General features: G+C 50.8%; 17 protein-coding genes. 9 read left to right on the top strand and 8 right to left on the bottom strand.

Translation table 11 applies throughout. The annotated features are described in order from the left end of the window. Positions 1–85: 85 nt before the first annotated feature. Positions 86–508, bottom strand: a complete 423-nt coding sequence (locus R6H26_RS04655; RefSeq protein ID WP_404788755.1) for a peptidylprolyl isomerase — start codon at positions 506–508, stop codon at positions 86–88. 137 nt (positions 509–645) lie between these two features. On the opposite strand from R6H26_RS04655, the gene cobW reads away from it, so the two are divergent. The 7 genes from cobW (at position 646) to R6H26_RS04620 (ending at position 7,232) form a co-directional block, all read left to right on the top strand. Continuing rightward, a complete protein-coding gene (gene cobW / locus R6H26_RS04650) occupies positions 646–1,695 on the top strand; it encodes a cobalamin biosynthesis protein CobW (RefSeq protein ID WP_404788753.1) in 1,050 nt (349 codons plus the stop codon). A gap of 182 nt (positions 1,696–1,877) precedes the next feature. After that, positions 1,878–2,549, top strand: a complete 672-nt coding sequence (locus R6H26_RS04645) for an amino acid ABC transporter permease (RefSeq protein ID WP_404788752.1) — start codon at positions 1,878–1,880, stop codon at positions 2,547–2,549. 14 nt (positions 2,550–2,563) lie between these two features. Next, positions 2,564–3,217 (top strand): amino acid ABC transporter permease, encoded by a 654-nt coding sequence (locus R6H26_RS04640; protein ID WP_404788750.1) that lies wholly within the window; start codon positions 2,564–2,566, stop codon positions 3,215–3,217. 20 nt (positions 3,218–3,237) lie between these two features. Continuing rightward, positions 3,238–4,131 (top strand): transporter substrate-binding domain-containing protein, encoded by an 894-nt coding sequence (locus tag R6H26_RS04635; protein WP_404788748.1) that lies wholly within the window; start codon positions 3,238–3,240, stop codon positions 4,129–4,131. Positions 4,132–4,344: 213 nt separating this feature from the next. After that, on the top strand, positions 4,345–5,130 hold the full coding sequence (locus R6H26_RS04630; protein ID WP_404788746.1) for an amino acid ABC transporter ATP-binding protein: 786 nt from the start codon (positions 4,345–4,347) through the stop codon (positions 5,128–5,130). Positions 5,131–5,233: 103 nt separating this feature from the next. Further along, positions 5,234–6,814, top strand: a complete 1,581-nt coding sequence (locus R6H26_RS04625) for an iron uptake porin (protein ID WP_404788745.1) — start codon at positions 5,234–5,236, stop codon at positions 6,812–6,814. Positions 6,815–6,938: 124 nt separating this feature from the next. Then, positions 6,939–7,232, top strand: a complete 294-nt coding sequence (locus R6H26_RS04620; RefSeq protein WP_404788743.1) for a hypothetical protein — start codon at positions 6,939–6,941, stop codon at positions 7,230–7,232. Positions 7,233–7,256: 24 nt separating this feature from the next. Here R6H26_RS04620 and R6H26_RS04615 read toward each other — a convergent pair whose 3' ends face one another. Continuing rightward, the gene (locus R6H26_RS04615) at positions 7,257–8,159 is read right to left on the bottom strand and encodes a LysR family transcriptional regulator (RefSeq protein ID WP_404788741.1); all 903 of its coding nucleotides are present in this window, start codon (positions 8,157–8,159) and stop codon (positions 7,257–7,259) included. A gap of 449 nt (positions 8,160–8,608) precedes the next feature. Between R6H26_RS04615 and R6H26_RS04610 the strand changes: the two genes are divergently transcribed. Next, complete coding sequence (locus tag R6H26_RS04610) at positions 8,609–9,598, top strand: AEC family transporter (RefSeq protein ID WP_404788740.1); 990 nt, start codon at positions 8,609–8,611, stop codon at positions 9,596–9,598. A gap of 8 nt (positions 9,599–9,606) precedes the next feature. Here the strand turns inward: R6H26_RS04610 and R6H26_RS04605 are convergent, their stop codons facing one another. Next, a complete protein-coding gene (locus tag R6H26_RS04605; RefSeq protein WP_404788738.1) occupies positions 9,607–10,959 on the bottom strand; it encodes an ABC transporter substrate-binding protein in 1,353 nt (450 codons plus the stop codon). A gap of 442 nt (positions 10,960–11,401) precedes the next feature. Then, positions 11,402–12,118, bottom strand: coding sequence for an MgtC/SapB family protein (locus R6H26_RS04600; protein WP_404788736.1), 717 nt, complete (start codon positions 12,116–12,118; stop codon positions 11,402–11,404). Between the two features lie 170 nt (positions 12,119–12,288). Here R6H26_RS04600 and murG point away from each other — a divergent pair, with 170 nt between their 5' ends. Continuing rightward, complete coding sequence (gene murG / locus R6H26_RS04595; protein WP_404788735.1) at positions 12,289–13,380, top strand: undecaprenyldiphospho-muramoylpentapeptide beta-N-acetylglucosaminyltransferase; 1,092 nt, start codon at positions 12,289–12,291, stop codon at positions 13,378–13,380. Between the two features lie 24 nt (positions 13,381–13,404). On the opposite strand, the gene R6H26_RS04590 is transcribed toward murG, so the two are convergent. The 4 genes from R6H26_RS04590 to lipA all read right to left on the bottom strand — a co-directional run bounded on the left by R6H26_RS04590 (position 13,405) and on the right by lipA (position 18,194). Continuing rightward, positions 13,405–13,986: a thioredoxin family protein gene (locus R6H26_RS04590; RefSeq protein WP_404788733.1), complete on the bottom strand. Its 582-nt coding sequence runs from the start codon at positions 13,984–13,986 to the stop codon at positions 13,405–13,407. A 209-nt stretch (positions 13,987–14,195) separates the two neighbouring features. Further along, the gene (locus R6H26_RS04585; protein ID WP_404788731.1) at positions 14,196–14,810 is read right to left on the bottom strand and encodes a hypothetical protein; all 615 of its coding nucleotides are present in this window, start codon (positions 14,808–14,810) and stop codon (positions 14,196–14,198) included. Between the two features lie 435 nt (positions 14,811–15,245). Then, a complete protein-coding gene (nblS, locus tag R6H26_RS04580; RefSeq protein WP_404788730.1) occupies positions 15,246–17,195 on the bottom strand; it encodes a two-component system sensor histidine kinase NblS in 1,950 nt (649 codons plus the stop codon). Positions 17,196–17,312: 117 nt separating this feature from the next. After that, positions 17,313–18,194 (bottom strand): lipoyl synthase, encoded by an 882-nt coding sequence (gene lipA / locus R6H26_RS04575; RefSeq protein WP_404791207.1) that lies wholly within the window; start codon positions 18,192–18,194, stop codon positions 17,313–17,315. Between the last annotated feature and the right edge of the window lie 335 nt (positions 18,195–18,529).

The raw sequence follows: 18,529 nt of genomic DNA, 5'->3' as shown, positions 1-18,529 counted from the left end.
GGGCGTTAGCGATTGTTGAGGTCACCGCACCGCGAGACGCGAGTTTTTGCGTTGCGCGGTGCGGCGACGATTTCTCTGGCGAACCCTATTCGGGCACGATTTTGACAGACAGCATTTTGTCTCCCTGACGAATCGCGTTTACGACGTCCATGTCTTCAGTTTTGCCAAATACCGTATGCACGCCATCTAAGTGTCGCTGCGGCGAATGACAAATGAAGAACTGACTCCCGCCCGTATCTTTGCCCGCATGGGCCATCGATAGGGTACCTGCGAGGTGTTTGTTGGAGTTGATTTCGCACTCGATCTTATAGCCCGGTCCGCCGCGACCGTCTCCATTGGGACAACCGCCTTGGATCATAAAATCGGGGATGACGCGGTGGAATTTTAGGCCATCGTAGAAGCCTTTTTCGGATAGATCGACAAAGTTTTTAACCGTATTAGGTGCGTCGGCATCAAAAAACTGAATGTTAATGGTGCCTTTGTCGGTTTCAATGATTGCGCGAGTCACAGACACGGCCCTTTAGAAGGTTTACGTTTGCAATTATACCGTTTGCTCTGCAAGCGGCTGACGGTACTGATGGGTCGCGTTCGTCAAAGTCTCGTCCATCCGGTAAGCTGAAGTGTTTATTGAATTGAGAGAAGACTATGGCAGCGAAAATTCCCGTGACAGTGATTACCGGATTTCTCGGTAGTGGTAAAACGACACTGATTCGCCAGCAGCTTCAAAATAATCAGGGTCGTCGCATTGCGGTTTTGGTCAATGAATTTGGCGAAATTGGCATTGACGGCGACCTGCTGCGATCTTGCCAGGTCTGCGATGAAGACGGGCAGGTGCTGCCCGATCGAGAAATGCCGAATATTGTAGAACTCACCAATGGCTGCCTTTGCTGTACGGTGCAGGAAGAGTTTTTGCCCACCATGCAGGCGCTACTCGAGCGCCGCGACCAGATCGACTGCATTTTAATCGAAACCTCTGGCTTAGCTTTACCTAAACCCCTTATCCAAGCCTTTCGCTGGGACGAGATCCGCACGGGCGCGACGGTGGATGGCGTGATTGCGGTGGTGGACTGCGAAGCGGTCTCGACGGGCAAGCTGGCAGCGGATCTGGATGCGCTCAATGCCCAGCGCGAAGCAGATCCCAATTTAGATCACGAATCCCCTTTAGAAGAGCTGTTTGAAGATCAGTTGGCCTGTGCCGATTTGGTGCTGTTGACCAAGACGGACTGCGTGGACAGTCAGACTCAGGCGGAAGTGCGCGCGCGCGTTCAACAAGAGCTGCGCCTTGGCGTCAAGATTATCCCCTGTCGAGATGGGCAGATTGGTTCGGAAATTCTCTTGGGCTTCAATGCCGCTGTGGAAGACGACCTGGAGTCTCGCCCCAGCCATCACGATACGGAAGACGAGCACGACCACGACGATGACATCCTCTCCGTCCCTCTGGTTTTAGCCCAAGCGATGGACCCGCAGGTGCTCGTTGGCAAGCTCAAGGGGTTGATTGCCGAGCAGGATATCTATCGCATCAAGGGGTTTGTGAATGTGGCAGACAAACCGATGCGGATGGTGTTGCAAGGGGTGGGAGATCGCCTCGAAACCTTCTACGACCGTCCTTGGCGATCGGATGAAGTGCGCGAAACGCGGTTGGTCTTTATTGGGCGCGATCTAGATGCAGCGCAGATTTCTGCGGCGATCCGATGATTGGGCTGATGGTAATGTAGCCCGATCTGCATCCTGCATCCATTTGCCGAGCAGAATTTATTAAGAAGCAATGATTAGTAGCACTGCATACAGTATTCATGAGTGATTCATTTATGCTGATGATCTTCGCGCCGCTAAAATTTCAGTGCTTTTTGGTCTAATTTTCTGCGATGGGAGAACCCATGGATTACTCCTTTCAGTTTTCAGTGATTAGCGACAATATTGGGCTGCTAGTTGCAGGTGCCTGGATGACCCTCAAGATATCGCTGCTGGCGATCGCCTTTGGTCTAGTCATCGGTATTTTTGGGGCACTGTTTAGAACCTCTGGCAACAAAATTCTGGACTGGATTGCTCTAGCCTACGTCGAGATTATCCGCAATACGCCATACCTAATCCAGCTCTTTTTTATCTTTTTTGGGCTGCCCAACCTTGGCATTAAGCTAAGTGCAGAGCAAGCTGCCATTCTGTCCCTTGCGGTAAACTTCGGAGCCTACTCCACTGAGATCGTGCGGGCTGGGGTGCAGAGCATTCAAAAAGGCCAGATTGAGGCAGGTCTTGCTATTGGGTTTAAGCCCCTAGACGTATTTCGTCTGATCGTGCTGCCGCCAGCGTTGGCAAACGTCTATTCTGCCCTGGTTGGACAAGTGATTTTGGCGGTGCTTTTTACCAGCGTAGTGTCGCAGATAGCAACGGAAGATTTGACCTTTGCTGGGGACTACTTAAATTCGCGCACCTTCCGCAGCTTTGAGATTTACTTCACGCTTTCGCTGATTTATTTGGCGATAGTTTGGTTTATTAAGGGCGTTTCCTTTGCCATCGAACAGCGCTTTTTTGCGTTTGCTAAGTTCAGGTAGTCGGCAGGAGTAGTATGGATGACTTTACCGTCCCGCGCATTTTTATCAATCTGCTGATGGCAGCGCAGTGGACCATTATTTTATCGGCGATTGCGTTTGTCTGTGGCGGCATTATGGGGTTTGGCATCATGCTGATGCGCATTTCTCCTAACAAATGGCTCAAAGGCGTGAGTTGGTTTTACGTTGAGTTTTTTCAGGGCACGCCGCTGTTGCTACAGCTCTTTTTAGCCTTCTTTGGCATTTCCGTTGTGTTTGGCCTTAACCTCTCGCCCCTCCAGGCCGCAACCGTGGCTTTAACGGGGTTTACCAGCGCTTTCCTGGCAGATATTTGGCGAGGGGCGATCGCAGCGGTGCCCAAGGGCCAGTGGGAAGCCGCTTCTGCCATTGGGTTTGGCTACTTTAAACAGCTTCAGCTGATTGTGCTGCCCCAGGCGCTGAAGCTCTCCATTGCTCCCACGGTGGGGTTTTTAGTGCAGGTGATTAAAGGCACGTCCCTGGCCTCCATTATTGGGTTTACGGAAGTATCCCGTGCCGCCGCCCAAATCAATAACGTCACGCTCCAGTCGCTGCTGATTTTTTCAATGGCGGGATTGATTTATTTCATCCTGTGTTTTCCGCTCTCGGCCTGGAGTCAGCACCTTGAGAAAAAACTGACCTATAAAACCTGATCCGATTTGGAGCGTTGCGCATGCACATACTGCGGGCATTTTTTCCTAATAGGCTACAGCGGGCGATCGCCCTCTTTTTCGCGAGTCTATGGCTGACGGTTAGCATTGCATCCTGCTCTAGCGGGCCAGCAGCCTCTGCTAAAAAGCTAGCGGTGATTAAGGCCGATGCGATCGTCGCTCCCTTGGCCGATCCAGGGAAGTCCTTGGATAAAATCATGGCGGATAAAACCCTCCGCGTAGCGGTTCCAGACGACTTTCCTCCCTTTGGCTCGGTAGGGCCTGACATGAAGCTGCGGGGCTATGACATTGATGTTGCTGGCGAAGTTGCCAAGGGCATGGGCGTAAAGCTTCAGCTCGTGCCCGTGGTGGGTAACTACCGCATTCCGTTTTTACAAACGGATCGGGTTGATGTGGTGGTCTCTAGCCTGGGCAAAAACAAAGACCGCGCCAAAATTATTGACTTTTCTAAACCCTACGCTCCGTTCTTTTCCGGCATATACGGCGGGTCAGACCTCAAGGTTGCCTCAATGGATGACCTCAAAGGGCGCACCATTGGCGTGGCCCAAGGTTCGCTTGAAGACCTAGAAATCTCCAAACAGCCCGCCGGAACCATGCAGGTGCGGCGATTTGCCAGCAATAGCCTAACGGCTTCAGCGCTGGTGTCGGGACAGGTTGAGCTGATTGCGACGGGGAACGTGGTGGCTAACAAGCTGATTCGAGATAACCCAAGCCAGAACATTGAGAAGAAGATCATCATGAAAAACTCGCCCTGCTACATCGGCATTCGCAAGGGCGACACCAAACTGGTGGAGCGGGTGGATGAGATTATTGCTGACCTCGTGCAGTCTGGAACGCTCAACGCACTCTCGATGAAGTGGTTGGGCGAGCCTTTACCTCAAAAGTTCGCTGCCTAAAAGGCTGTTTGAGAAGTCTCAATTCAACCCTGCATTAGCCCCCCGCCCCCCCAATTCAAGGCCCGACAGGGCCATAAGAAAGGGGGGAGAAATCCGAAAATTATGCTTATTTCCCCCCAATTTTGGGGGTTAGGGGGGCAAGTGTAATGTCTACGAAACTTTTCAAACCATCTCTAAGGAATGCAATAGAACAACATCCAGGAGATTCGATCCATGACCTACTCTCAGCCTCAGACAAACGCTTCTGGCACTGCTACGCTTCCCCAGCCGATTATTATCGCCAAGGACGTAGAGAAAACCTATAGCAATGGGTTTCACGTTCTTAAAGGCATTAGCCTAACGGTCAATAAGGGCGAAGTGGTGGTGCTGATGGGTCCCTCCGGCTCCGGGAAATCGACCTTTATTCGTACCTTTAATGGACTAGAACCCTACCAAAAGGGCAGCATCGAAATTGACGGCATTCGGATGTCCCACGATCTCAAAAATGTCGAGATGGTGCGGCGCGAGGTGGGCATGGTGTTTCAGCAGTTCAACCTGTTTCCCCATCTCACGGTGCTCAAAAACATTACCCTTGGCCCCATGCACCTTCGCAAGCTGCCCAAATCCGAAGCCCACGATCTAGGGATGCAGCTTTTAGAGCGGGTCGGCATCGCCCATCAGGCCAATAAGTATCCCGGTCAGTTGTCAGGGGGGCAGCAGCAGCGGGTGGCGATCGCCCGTGCCCTTGCCATGAAACCTAAGGTGATGCTGTTTGACGAACCGACCTCGGCATTAGACCCCGAAATGGTGCGCGAGGTGCTGGACGTGATGCGATCGCTGGCAGAATCTGGCATGACGATGGTGTCTGTGACCCACGAAGTTGGCTTTGCGCGTGAGGTGGCAGACCGCATTATCTTCCTGGCCGAAGGACAGCTGATGGCAGATACAACCCCAACAGAGTTTTTCAATCATCCGAAAGAGGAGCGGGTGAAAAAATTCCTGTCGCAAATCTTGCACTAGAAATTCGCCCGTTATCGATCCAAGGCTTTTTAACCCGCAGCAGAAGTTTAAGTCAGCTTCTGTTCAAACTGTTTTGACTATTTTTTGGTGTGAGGATTCGTTCATGTTTAAATTTTGGAAAACCCTAGGGCTACTGGTGCCCATTATTCTTGGCGTCTTTTCTGCTCTAGCATCCGCAGAAACGCTGCTGCACTCTGACCAGCCTGCTTTATTTTCCTTAGAACCCGATCCGGCGGATCCGATGGATCAGGTTACGTCCGTTTCGCAACTCTCCGATGTTCAGCCCACGGACTGGGCGTTTCAGGCAGTCCAGTCGCTTGTAGAACGCTATGGCTGTATTGCAGGGTATCCTGATGGCACTTTTAAGGGCAATCGCGCCGCAACTCGGTACGAGCTGGCAGCGGCGCTGAATGCCTGTCTCGACCAAATTAGCGATCGCTTCACCACAAAAGAAGACTTGGCGACCGTTAAAGCACTCCAAGAAGCATTTAAAACTGAACTTGCAACCCTCAAAGGTCGAGTGGATGGACTAGAAGCTCGTACTGCCACCCTCGAAGCCCAGCAGTTTTCCACCACCACCAAACTTCAGGGGCAAGTTATTTTTGCCGTTGTGGATGCCTTTGGTGGGGCCAGCGGCAACGGTCAAAACGACAACTTTCGGACTTCGTTTGGCGATCGCGTCCGGCTCAACTTCATCACCAGCTTTACCGGAAAAGATCAGCTTTTTGTGAGGTTCCAGGCCAGCAACCTCACCGATCCGCGACCCGCCACGGACAGCGCCCCAGGCAATGAAGCCCGTCTGAGCTTTCAATCCGGCAGCGATACCACTAATACCTTTAGCCTAGGGAGATTGCAGTACACCTTTCCGGTCAACAACCGAGTTAAACTATCCGTCGCCACCGGATTTAACGTCGGGTTTATTGATGTCATTGATGATGTGGTCAATCCCTTAGCCAGCGATGCGGCGGGGGCAATCTCCAGATTTGGTCGCTATAACCCCATCTATCGCCTCGGCTCCGATACAGGTGCTTCCGCCAATATTAAACTCAACAAAGACCTTAAGCTGGAGCTAGCATACCTTGCCAGTCGGGCAGGCTTTTCCACAGGAGGCGGCGGAAATGGCCTGTTTGGAGGCAACTATGGGGCATTGGCCCAAATCGTGTATGCGCCGAAATTTGGCACCATCGCGCTCACGTACGTCAGAGCAGACAACAACAACGGGCTGGGTCACGGAACGGGCAGCGTCCTGTCTAATTTGGGTGGACGAGAGGTTTCGACCGATGGCTACGGTCTGGAGGCCAATTTCAAGATTACCCCTGGATTTCAGCTTGGGGGCTGGGTGGGCTACATGAATGCTCAGGCTAGAACGGGTGTAGTCCAGGGCAATGCCGATATTTGGACCTATGCCGTGACGATGGCCTTTCCTGACCTGGGTAAAAAAGGAAACTTGGGGGGCTTTATTTTTGGGATGGAGCCTCGCCTTACAGGTACCACAGCCCTCTTAAGTGGGTTGACGCAGCGAAAAGACCCAGACACTGGATTTCATGTCGAGGCGTTTTATCGGATTGCCATCAATGACTACATCTCGATTACCCCTGGCGTGGTCTGGCTCACTGCACCAAACCACAACAAGAACAACGACGATATTATCTTAGGCGTAGTCCGTACAACGTTCGCGTTTTAACCCAGGACCTTGGGTTAGATCCATCAAATCTTCTCATGTAAAACATGCAGGCTAGTTTTTGTATCTTTTGTTACGAATTTGTATCGTAAGGATATCAAAAGCAAGTCATGGAGAATGTTCGCTCGTGAAATCAACCTTAACCTGTAACATCTATCAATTTCTAGCTTCGGCTACGCACGGTCAAAAGCCTTCTAAGCCAAGTCTGCAAGAAAAACTGATCCATATGTTTCGCTCGGCCAGCGCCTACTTCACCGCAGGCTCTGAACCTTATGTCTGGGAAACGACGAATGCAGCAGGCTATCCGCAATGGAACGCTTATGACCCCACGACACGAACTGCTATAGAAGGCGTGTCTGAAGCAGAACTTAGAATCTGGCTAGAAGAGCGCCACTACCAGTACCACTGCTCAGCCCACTAAGGTTGATTTGGCGTAGAAGTCCCATCACGGCTCTATCCCTTTACCCTTGATGGTTTCTAGAAATGCATAAACCGCTGGTAAATGCAGACCCTCGGCTAAGACCGCAACGCCAATGACTCTGGCGAACGGAACGGGCAAACTGTAAGCCCTAACATGGGGCGGAATCGGTTCAGCCGCGAGTCGTGGCAGGATGGTTGCCCCTAAGCCTTGAGCCACTAAATTGACAATCGTGGCATCCGTTTCCACCTCGTAGGCTGCTTTGAGCGTATACCCCTGCGATCGCACGTGGTCATACACCTGCTGCATCATCCGATAGTTTGCGGGATGCAGGATCAGCGGATAGTCGATCAATTCTTGCCAGGTTAACGGAGACGAATGCGGTTTCAGCGCTGCCGGACATAGCGCAATAAACTCATCTCGCATTACCTCCCAAGTTTCTAAATGCTGTCCCGCAGGCAAAAGTGTAAAGCCAATATCTGCATCGCCCTCCCGCAAAGCCTGCTCGACGTCAGCAGAGGCATTGTATTCAGCAATATTGACTGTAATGTCAGGAAAACGCTGGTGAAAGGCGACGATCGTGGATGGTAACAGATGAGCCGCAGCGCTGCGAAAGGACGCGATGCGAACCTGTCCGCCCTGAAGACCTTTCGCCGTTTCAGCTACCCGATGAATGGCCTCAATCCTTCCTACAATTGCACGGGAATGCTCGACAATTTGGGTAGCAACAGGCGTTAAGCGAGCCCCTTGGCGACCCCGCACAAATAACACTATGCCTAAATGATCTTCTAGCGCGGCGATCGCATGGCTCACCGCTGATTGCGACATCTCCAAATCTAGTGCGGCTTCACTAAAGCTATTGTGTTCCGCAACCGCAGCCAAAATTCTCAGTTGAGACAGCTTGAGCTGGTTCTGTGGATTTCGGCTCATAAGGGCTACGGTTTAAGCGCGTTTAATGGCATCCCAGTCTATTCATATAGCAATCCTAAATGGGAATTACAAACGGGTGGAGTTGCAACGTCTTATCCAAAACATAATAGGTTCTCAATCAAACCTTATTTTCGTTTTAATATTCCCCTTACCTCGATCCCATTAAGTAGAGAAGGCTTGTATGGATTGACTTGTTTTTTCTATAAGTGCCTAGCTCGCGCTGAATTCTACAAGTACTGCCTAGAAAGCATTTCGGACTTAATGAAATAAGCAAACACTCAACTTATCTCAATACGTATCTATACATTAACGAGTCAGTCTTGATTTGTTTCTGAAAAGACACTGAAATGTTCAAGCCCTGATGATGACAGATTCAGGGGTTCAGCTTAATGTGGCAACTCGTAACAGGAGTTTTATGGACCAGTCTAGGTCTACTGCTCTTCAAATTTTTGCCAACTTCTTTCCCAAAGTATCTCGGTCGAACGCTCTATTGGGTGGGGGTGCCGCTTCAGGTCATGGTTTTAGCCCGCCATTCCAATCTTTCTCTCGCGCTGTGGTTTCCTTCGGTCGTTACGCTGACGATCCTCTTTCTCGGCTTAGGACTCTCTTTGGTCAGTCTACAGAGTCTAAAAAGTCTAAAGTATCTGAGTGCTTTTTCGATCGACCGTTTGATGCGGCGCACTAGCAATCGTCAAGTTGCTGAGTTTAGATTTGGCGGTAAGCTTCTAGATTTACAGCTTAAACTGGCTTCTTTTTCTCGTTTTTGTCAGCGCATCTGGCCTCCCCATCGTTCCGGGCAGGGCAGTTTTGTCCTGGCATCCATGCTAGGCAATACGGGATTCGTTGGATTGGCGATCGCCCCTTCCTTCGTCAGCAAAACGTACCTGGGGTGGGTGGTGGTCTACGGCGTCGCAAACAATCTTTTGGGGAGCTACGGGTTAGGAGTGATTCTAGCCAGCCATTTCGGACAAACCCAAGATCGACAGAATTGGTCGAGCAAACTCCGCGCCCTATTGAGCGTTCCAACCCTTTGGGCCTTTTGCATCGGTTGCATCAGCCGTCCCATTCGGTTTGCCCAATTCATCGAGCTGGGATTAAACCATCTCCTGTGGGCCGTTATTCCCGGTTCGTTTCTGCTGATCGGGATGCAGCTCAGCCGTCTTAAAGGAGGCGTCAAGGGACTCCAGGCTGCCGCGCTCCCTGCAGCTATCAAGATGTTGGCAATTCCTTGCTTGGCCGGGATTGGCTTGACGCTTTTGGGCGTCTCCGGCGATGCCCGATTAGCGCTGGTCTTGATGGCCGGAATGCCCACTGCTTTTGCCAACTTGATTTTGGCAGAGGAATACGATCTCGACCGCCAACTGGCCGCCGGGAGCATCCTCATCAGCACGTTAGGGCTACCCATCGCGATTCCGCTCTGGGTCAAACTTTTTGGTTGAGCAAACGGCTAAGGTTTTAGACTGACAAAATCGTATCCAGCCCCAGAAACCTTACCTGGCAATACTTTTACCAATAAGCCGTTTCCTTTGCGATCGCCAGAAGGCAAAAATCGAACTGCGCCTGTTGCGCCATTCACGGCAAAGCGTTCTCCTGAAAGCGTCTTTTGCAGTTGGTCTCGGCGAAGGCCCGCATTGAGACCGGTGGCGATCGCCTTGGTCGCATCGTAGGCCATTGCGGTTCGCCAACTCCCCGAACCGCCCCATAATTTCTTAGCATCGCCAGAGAAAGAGATATTTTTCCCCTCTGAGGAATGCCAAAAAACAGATAAGACCAAGCCATTCGCCTCAGTTTGACCCTGTTTCAACACATCAAACGAGTACATCGAATGGTTACCAAATAAGGCCAGCCGTCCGTTATTCGAACGGATGATTTCTATTGCCTGGTTTAGTTTTTCAACGGAAGGCGATAAAAGTAAAGCATTGGCCCCATCGCTGATGGCCTTGCTAATAATCTCAGATGGGTTAAAGTCGGAAGCGGAAAAATCGCAGACGGTTCGCGCGATCTGTCCGTCTTCAGCATAGATTGCTTCTGTAAAATCTTCCTTAAAAGAGATACTGGCTTGGGCCTTTGAGTCAGTACAAAGTGCGATGCGATTTTTGCGAGCCGATGTGACTGCATGTTTTGCTAGCGCATCAGCTATTTTTCGACTGCTCGGTACGGTCCGAAAAATATAGCTGCCAACCCCGGATAAATTTCTAGATATGCTCGTTGGTGATATCATGACCAAGCCCGCTTTTTGATAAGTGGGTGCCACAGCCAACGATACATCGCTGGAGTTGTGCCCTACAACGGCTAAAATGCTCGAATCCGCAGCAAATTTATAGGCTAATTTCTTGGCAATTTCAGGGTTGTTATCGTCATTTGCAATGGTAACCTGAAGTAGCTTTCCCTGAATAGATTTTCCGCGATTCACTTCACGCTGATACTGCGCGACGCCTCGAAGAATTTCCTTGGCTACATTCACGTTGCCACCGATGGGAACGCTCGCAACAATTTTTACGAAATTTCCACTAGAACCTGCGATCGCGTTATTCAGATAGATTGAAGTTTCTGGATCGTTCCGGTTCGTTTGAAGCGAAGCGCTAAACTGGGCGATCGCCGCTTCATATTGTCCGGCTTTAAAATTTTCTACGCCCGCTTCTTTCTCTAAACTGTTATCTGCGGCCACTAAAATCTTTTCGCCCAAACTAATACGTCGATCGAGCGATTTGTCTTTATTGAAATTGAGAAACTCTGGCAAGGAAAGTTTCGGAAAATTCCAGGAGTTGTTTGCTTTTGGCTGTGCTGTCGGTAAATTCACAGAAGTCAAATTTGTTGAAAGCGGCAATCTTGTTGCTCTTAATGTTGAGTCGCTTTCTTGATTGCTCAACCAGAAAATGAGCGGGCCAATTAGGCTAAAAACTAAAAAGGAAGAGGCAAGAATTGCCTGTTTTGGACTCGCATGCATTAATTTGGATCCCCCATCAAATTAATTCCTCATGAATAAGAACTTTTCTGTAAGAAAGGCAAAAGGAAATCGATAAAATATCTCAATTCAAGCTTTTTTATGGCACAAATCAGCATATTCTTGAATTTTTCGGCATGGTTTCATTTTGTCAATACACACAAAAGCACCGGAACATAATATTATCGCCGTTAGGAACGATTGACAACCGTAGAATTACGGACATTGTGGCCTTCCGAGAGGAAAACCACGGTCTGCTGTATCGAGAAGACCCCGTCCCTTTGAATTTGGGTAAGGTTTATTCTTCTTCGATAGGGTCTTCCGACAATACTTGCCAGCTCAATCCATTATTCTTCGCTTTATCCTGCAATTGCTGCGCAAACTGTTCGACGAGTCGATCGTTGCGGCGGGGAGTCATGATATCGATCTCTAGGGCAGTTTGGTCTACTTTACCGATCGATTCCATGCTGCGGCTCTGAATGCCGTTGAGCATGATGGCTTTGCCACTCAGAAGGTGGAGCAATAAGTCGCGTACGATCATTTCCTCTTCGCGATCGCAGACCAAGCTACAGCGGTAATAGGTATTGGTTTCGCCCGATTTCTGAGGTTGAAACTTAATCTGCTCGATCAAGGGCCGTAGAATTAAATTGGCCACCACGACCGCAGCAGACCCCACATAGGCTTGAAACAGAAAACCGCCCCCTGCCAGGGTACCCACCGCAGCCGCACACCAAAGCGTGGCAGCCGTATTCAACCCCTTGATGCTGGCTCCGTCCCGCAGGATGATACCGCCTCCCAAAAATCCGATTCCCGAGACGACTTGAGCGGCCATTCGGGTTGGACTTGAATCCCCTGGCGTCATGACAGACATCATCACGAACATGGAAGAACCCATGCAGACCAAGACATTGGTTTTAAGAACGGCTTTTGTTTGTCGCCACTGCCGCTCGATTCCAATGGCCCCGCCCAAGAAAAGCGCTACCGCTAGGCGAAGGCTAAAATCAATCCAAGTCATCCACGCTCTCATCAAGATCCAGTCTTGTATTGTGACGCAGCTTGACTAAGGGTTAATTAACTTTGTCTAGAGAATAATCCCAGCAGTTACTCCCTCCTGCAGGAGGGAGTAGGGCAAATCCGCTGATACAAGCTGATACAATCAGTGCTTTGAGCGCGTTGTTGTTTGACATGACCTCCCCCATTCCTCCCCATTCCCTCCCATCTCCCGTTCGGCTGTTGGTGGCAGCCAGCGGCACCGGAGGCCACCTCTTCCCGGCGATCGCCGTGGCTCAAGCCTTGACCGAGAGCAGCTACGAGATCGAGTGGCTGGGGGTGCGCGATCGACTGGAAACGCAGCTCGTGCCCAAAACCTATCCGATGCACATTATTCCGGTGGAGGGGTTCCAGAGTAAACCCAGCCTCAAGACATTGGCGATTTTGGGCAAATTTGTCCTCTCCTTTTGGCAAACCCGACAGCTTCTCAAACGCGGCAAATTCCGAGGGGTAGCGACCACGGGAGGATACATTGCCGCCCCCGCTATTTTAGCCGCGCGCTCCTTGGGCCTTCCCAGCGTCCTGCACGAATCCAACGCCATTCCAGGGAAGGTGACTCGGTTTTTGAGCCGTTGGTGTAGTGCCGTCGCCTTGGGCTTTGCCGCAGCCCAGCCCTACCTGCCAGGGGTGAAAACCCAAGTGGTCGGTACGCCCGTGAGAGATGGATTTTTAAAAGTAAGTCCCTTGGATCTAGACGTTCCTAAAGAGGCGCTGGTGGCGGTGGTAATGGGCGGCAGTCAAGGCGCACGGGCACTCAATCGGCTGGTGCGGCAGTGCGCCCCGCTTTGGCTAGAGAAAGGGCTTTGGATCGTCCATTTGACGGGCGATCGCGACCCCGATGCCCAAACCTTCAAGCACCCCCATTATTTAGAAAAACCTTTCTACGACAACATGGCTGGGCTATTGCAGCGCGCAGACTTCGCTATCAGCCGCTCCGGGGCTGGCACCATGACAGAACTGGCCATCACGGGCACCCCTAGCGTCCTAGTTCCCTTCCCCTACGCCGCCGAAGACCACCAATACTACAACGCTAAGTATTTTGTTGATGGCGGTGCGGCGCGAGTGTTTCGCGAAAAGGAACTGTCCGCAGCCCAGCTTCAAGAGGCGGTGTTGGATCTGATGCGATCGCCCCAGATCCTCCAGCACATGGCAACCCAGGCTAAGCTCCTTGCCGTCCCGGACAGTACCCAGCAGTTTGCCGATATTGTCCGCCATTATATTCGCTGAAGCCTTTGGCGCTGGGTGCTGTCATTACGTGCCAGCGGTAGAACTGCCGTGGGCGCGAGGGTCGTCTCCAATACTGCCGCCGATGTTGGGGGAAAATGCAGAGGTTTGACCGCTACTTTTCTGATAGGGAAGTTCTGCATCTGCCACCAAGGCCGCTAGGTTGTTGTCCAGAATGGTGCGGGGTTGCTCCCCCACGACCCCTGCGATCGCCCCACCCTGACGATCTAAAAACACGAAGTGGGGAATGCCATCCACCCGGTAGCGCATCAGTTCGGGCAGCCATTTGCTATTGTCTACATTTAGCATCACAAAATTGACGCGGTCTTTGTATTCCGCTTCTAGGGCCGTCATGTCATCTACCATGGCCTGACAACTGGTGCACCAGTTGGCATAAAACTCGACTAGGGAAGGCTTGCCATTGGCGATCGCCGTATCCAAAGCCGTTGCAGATGCTGCCAGAGTCGTCAGCGTAGGCCGTGCCGATTGATTTTGAAGTCCTAGAGTTAGAAGCACGCTCAGGATTACAGCAACCCCAACAATCAGCAAATTGCGAAACTGCCGAGCGCGAGACACAGGCGTCTGAGGTTCGGAGGAAGATGGAGTCATAGATTGCAAAATCCAGTCGAAGATACCGTCATTTTTGGAGCAAACCCATGGAGCGCGTCCAAGACTGCCGCAAACTCCATTCTATAAAATTTGTCTTCTTCTCAAGATCGATCTTTGCAAGAACGATCTCCATTCGATCGTCAAACGAGGCCGATGCATCGGCCTCGTTATTTATCGCTCGACTGAAAGTCTCGACTCGCCCAAACGACCTACCAGAGACCTTTGACCGCAGGAGATTCCTCAACTGGAGCGGGTACGGCTGGGGCAACTTCAGCGCTGCCAGTATTGGTCTGGGAAGTGACCGTGCTGCTAGAACTGCTGCTTGCGGTACTCATACTGCTACTGGAACTGCTAGCGACTGCCACAGATTGCAATCTCAAGTCGGAGGCGGTCAGCTTGTAGTGATCTTCGCGAACGACCCTTAAGTCTGGCGTAACTACGACGCGATCGCCCAAACTCAAGTAACGACGAGAAACAGGGGTCAGAATGTAATCTTTTTCCCCAGCATTTCCATCTAATTCTATCGAAGCGTTATTGGGCGTCAAATAGGTCACAACCCCAGATTGCAGGCGAGAACCATCGACCACAACGTTAGACCCTGTTTCCAACTTCAAAGCCGAAATGACCGTAGGGTCTACCCGATAAACTTGCGTATCCCCCGCCGAGGTTTTCAGTTTCAAGACCGACCCATCCACAGATTCAACTTGACCTCTGATTTCCTTGCCAGATGATAGCGCGCTTGTCATTTCAGGGTTAGACAAGGCTGGCAAAGAAACACCAACAACTAATGCCGACGACGCCAAAATACCTGTTAGCCATTTCATATTGAAACCTCAATCAATGGAGCTGTTATGACTTCTTTTACCATAGCGCTATCTCGTAAAATGAGTCATTTCCTTTACTAAGATTTAAACTCTTTGCCAAAGAAAATACCCAAAGACAAAGAAATCTAAACTCGTTTCTTGACTCGAAATTCAAGTAAAGAAAAATTAATAATTTAGCTATTAAATATCGTTAATTATAAACCAAATCTCTACAAGACGAAGCATTTAGAGCTGCAGGCGCGTAACGAAGAGATCGCGCTCGTGAAGCCGCAATCTAAAATCTCTGCTCTAAGCTGGATGTTTTTGATATTTTGTGCTGTGGAATACCTAAGATAGCCTTTGTTTGAGCAGCTTACTTTCTCGTAAATCCAGCTAGAATTAACAACATTGCCAACTCTCCTGTGAAAGCAGTTAAATGCTGCGCTGAGTCGAGCTTTAAATAGTTTTAGTTTCAGTTTTGATACTCTTTTCGAGTTCTAAATTAACTGAAGGATGGATGGTCTGATATACCGCTAAATCGAACCAAAAGGTGGTCCCTACTCCAACTTCGCTCACCAAGTGGATTCTAGAGTGATGTTTATCCATAATATTTCGGACGATCGACAGTCCGAGACCCGTGCCTTCCAGGGTATGGACGCGATTTTCAACTCGGTAAAAGCGCTCGAACACAGCCGCTTGATCTTCTTGGGAAATTCCAATTCCCGTATCGGAGACCTCAACCCGAACGGTGGTTGGCTTGCTTGTTCCTTCTAGCCCTGAGAGGCAGTAAGCCCGAATGGCGATTTTCCCGCCGCTGAGGGTGAATTTTAGGGCATTACCTACCAAGTTAATTAAGACTTGAAGCAGCAGATCGTAATGCCCCCATATGGCCGGTAGATCTGGTTCGATATCCTGAATCAGTTCGATACCCTTATCTTTGGCGTTGAGCTGATAGGTACGTAAGGTTTGTTCGATCGGCTGCGCCAAATCCACCATCTCGAAGCGGTAAGGCTTGCCAGATTCGAGGCGCGACAGATCGAGGACATCGTTGACAAGGCGGGTCAGGCGATCGGTTTCGTGGTTGGCAGTTTCTAAAAATTCCAGACGGTCGGCTTCGCTGAGGCTGTCGCCGTACTCGTGCAGCGTTTCAATGAAAGATTTGATGTTAAAGAGCGGAGTCCTTAACTCGTGGGAGACGTTGCTAATAAACTGACTCTTGGCTTCGTTGAGTTCCACCTCGCGGGTAATGTCCTGTACCGTAATCGCAATCCCCTTAGGCTTCTCGCGGAACTGATCCAGCACGGTGGCGAGGACGATCCGCACGGTGCGAGGCAACGGTTCCTTGATGCCAACGCGAAACTCTCCCCCATCTGCGTCTCCACGGGCTGCGTCTTGAAGCGGGCGCGTTAGCTCGGCTCGGATGGGTTCTGGCAAAATTTGTAAAACGCTGTGGCCTAAAATATCGCGATCTTCCCACCCCAAAAGTCTGCGAGATGTTGGGTTTGCCAAAATGACTTTCATGTCGGTGTCGAGCAAAATAGCACCATCGACGATGGTTGAGACCAGCGTTTCGAGCTTGGCTTTTTCTGCGGTGAGCTCCTCGATATTCTGCTCTTCATAACGCTCTAATCGTTCTGCCATGACGTTAAAGCTGGAAATCAGCTCTCCCAGCTCGCCACCGAAGGGCAAATCGACCCGTTGCTTAAAGTTACCGGAGGCGATGTTGGTCACCCCCACCACGAGTTCTTTGATGGGCCGCGTAATAGTTAGCGCGTTAAACACAGCACCCAAGATCACCATCACCCAAATGGCGATAAAAACCGCAATGGTGACATCGCGGGTCAAGCTGGAAGAGGTCACGACGGTTGGATTTGGATTGATGCCCAAAGCCAATACCCCAAGGTAACGCTCGTCTTGAATCAGAGGGACAAAAATGTCGGCCACTTCTCCGTCTGGGGTTTGGTGTTGGCGAACCATAACGGCCCCGGATTGAGGGCTATAGTTTTCGGGCAGTCTGATGCGACGCTTTAAGGTTAGGGAGCTTTTAGACTGAAGCTCGGAAAAGGGGATGCCGTAGTAAATGCTGCCCTCTTGGTCGGCATAGAGCATGTAGCGAATGCTAGTGGTGCGGTTGTAAAATTTCCGCGTGAATTCGGTCACTTCATCGTATTTTTTCTCCGAGACCAACGGCGCGACGTTCGCTGCGATTAACAATCCTAAGTCTTGGCCGAAGCGGGTGTCTTGCAGCCGCGCGTCCTGCTGGATGCTGTTGACGGCCCAGAACGTCAGCGCGCTCATCACTAGGGACACGACAAGGGTGGCTGCTGCCATTAACCGAGTCTGGATGTTGAACTCGGCCCACCAGCGCCCAATGTCTGTTCCGATTTTTCTAAGGAGGTCAGCCACTCAGCATTTAAATCCGCTAGGGATCTCAGAACGTTAAAGGTCTAAAGCACGATTGAAATGTCTTCATTGTGACACGACCTGAAAAATCTACGACTTCAGGAGACAGCGAGGCATGTTTTACGCCTCGCTAGCATGGTAGGAACTGCGGACGAGCGGGCCGGATCGTACCTGAGCGAAGCCCATGGAACGCGCGGCTTCTCCCAATCGGTCAAATTCATCGGGGTGCCAGTATTTCTGTACGGGGAGGTGTTCTAGGGACGGTCGTAGGTATTGCCCTAGAGTTAGGCGATCGCATCCGACCTGACGCAAATCTGCCATTGCCTCCAAAATTTCGGCCTCCGTTTCGCCCAACCCCAGCATGAGACCGGATTTAGTTGCAATATCGGGCCGCAGGCGTTTGACAGTCTTGAGGATGAAAAGCGATCGCTCGTACTTGGCTCCCCGCCGCACGGGACCCTGTAAGCGCCGCACCGTTTCTAAATTGTGATTGAAACAAACTGGATTGGCCTCTAAAACTGTTTGAAGGCACCGCACGTCTCCCCGAAAATCCGGCGTTAACACCTCCACCAGGGTTCCTGGATTTATCGAACGGACCGCCTGAATCGTACGAGCAAACCATTCCGCACCTTGATCGGGTAGGTCGTCTCGCGCTACAGACGTCAGCACCACGTACTTTAACCCTAACAAGCGGACCGAATCTGCAATTTTCTGCGGTTCTTCCGCATCCAAAGGCATTGGCGCGTGGCCCTTATCGACTTGGCAGAACGCACAGGCGCGGGTGCATACAGGCCCCATCAATAGAAACGTGGCTGTATTTTGGGCGTAACACTCCGCTCGATTGGGACATCGCCCTTCTTCGCAGATCGTATGAATCCCGTGGCGCTTAATCACCTGTTGGACGGGCAACAGCGCGCTAGCGTTTCCAATCGGTCGCCGCAACCATTCTGGGAGACGCTCCATTGGTACTGCTGGGGGTTGTACTGTCATTTTAGTGGGTATCTGTCCAAAATATGGGGCTTTTTTCTGTCATGATAACTTGAGTGCTCGCATCGGCTCAGAAAAATCGGCTGGGTTATGCCCGGCAGGCTTTAGTTGAGCGTCCAACCGATAGGGCATTAAAACCGTTCATATATGGGTGATATGGGCTCGATCGATATCTTAGATTTAGGCGAAGGCATTTAAATTCTCGCCTGTGTATTCGTCCGTCCATTTTGGGCAGACTTTAAAAAGGGAGATTTTCCTTGCTTAATTTTCTGTACATTTAGTCTTATACGTGTACAGTCTCATTAAGAAATAGACTGATATACTTTACCCTTATCGTTCAGAGCACGTAG

This window comes from Altericista sp. CCNU0014 (assembly GCF_044923475.1).
GTDB lineage: Bacteria > Cyanobacteriota > Cyanobacteriia > Thermosynechococcales > Thermosynechococcaceae > JAAURS01.
Note: the sequence above shows the minus strand (reverse complement) of the source record. Positions and strands in the feature narration are given on the sequence as shown.

What these genes read in the sequence shown, in the direction of transcription:
- R6H26_RS04635 (WP_404788748.1), top strand. Translation starts at nt 3,238, where the DNA reads ATGCACATACTGCGGGCATTTTTTCCTAATAGGCTACAGCGGGCGATC.
- R6H26_RS04615 (WP_404788741.1), bottom strand. Translation starts at nt 8,159, where the DNA reads ATGAGCCGAAATCCACAGAACCAGCTCAAGCTGTCTCAACTGAGAATT.
- R6H26_RS04645 (WP_404788752.1), top strand. Translation starts at nt 1,878, where the DNA reads ATGGATTACTCCTTTCAGTTTTCAGTGATTAGCGACAATATTGGGCTG.
- R6H26_RS04625 (WP_404788745.1), top strand. Translation starts at nt 5,234, where the DNA reads ATGTTTAAATTTTGGAAAACCCTAGGGCTACTGGTGCCCATTATTCTT.
- R6H26_RS04630 (WP_404788746.1), top strand. Translation starts at nt 4,345, where the DNA reads ATGACCTACTCTCAGCCTCAGACAAACGCTTCTGGCACTGCTACGCTT.
- murG (WP_404788735.1), top strand. Translation starts at nt 12,289, where the DNA reads ATGACCTCCCCCATTCCTCCCCATTCCCTCCCATCTCCCGTTCGGCTG.
- R6H26_RS04590 (WP_404788733.1), bottom strand. Translation starts at nt 13,986, where the DNA reads ATGACTCCATCTTCCTCCGAACCTCAGACGCCTGTGTCTCGCGCTCGG.
- R6H26_RS04585 (WP_404788731.1), bottom strand. Translation starts at nt 14,810, where the DNA reads ATGAAATGGCTAACAGGTATTTTGGCGTCGTCGGCATTAGTTGTTGGT.
- R6H26_RS04600 (WP_404788736.1), bottom strand. Translation starts at nt 12,118, where the DNA reads ATGACTTGGATTGATTTTAGCCTTCGCCTAGCGGTAGCGCTTTTCTTG.
- R6H26_RS04640 (WP_404788750.1), top strand. Translation starts at nt 2,564, where the DNA reads ATGGATGACTTTACCGTCCCGCGCATTTTTATCAATCTGCTGATGGCA.
- cobW (WP_404788753.1), top strand. Translation starts at nt 646, where the DNA reads ATGGCAGCGAAAATTCCCGTGACAGTGATTACCGGATTTCTCGGTAGT.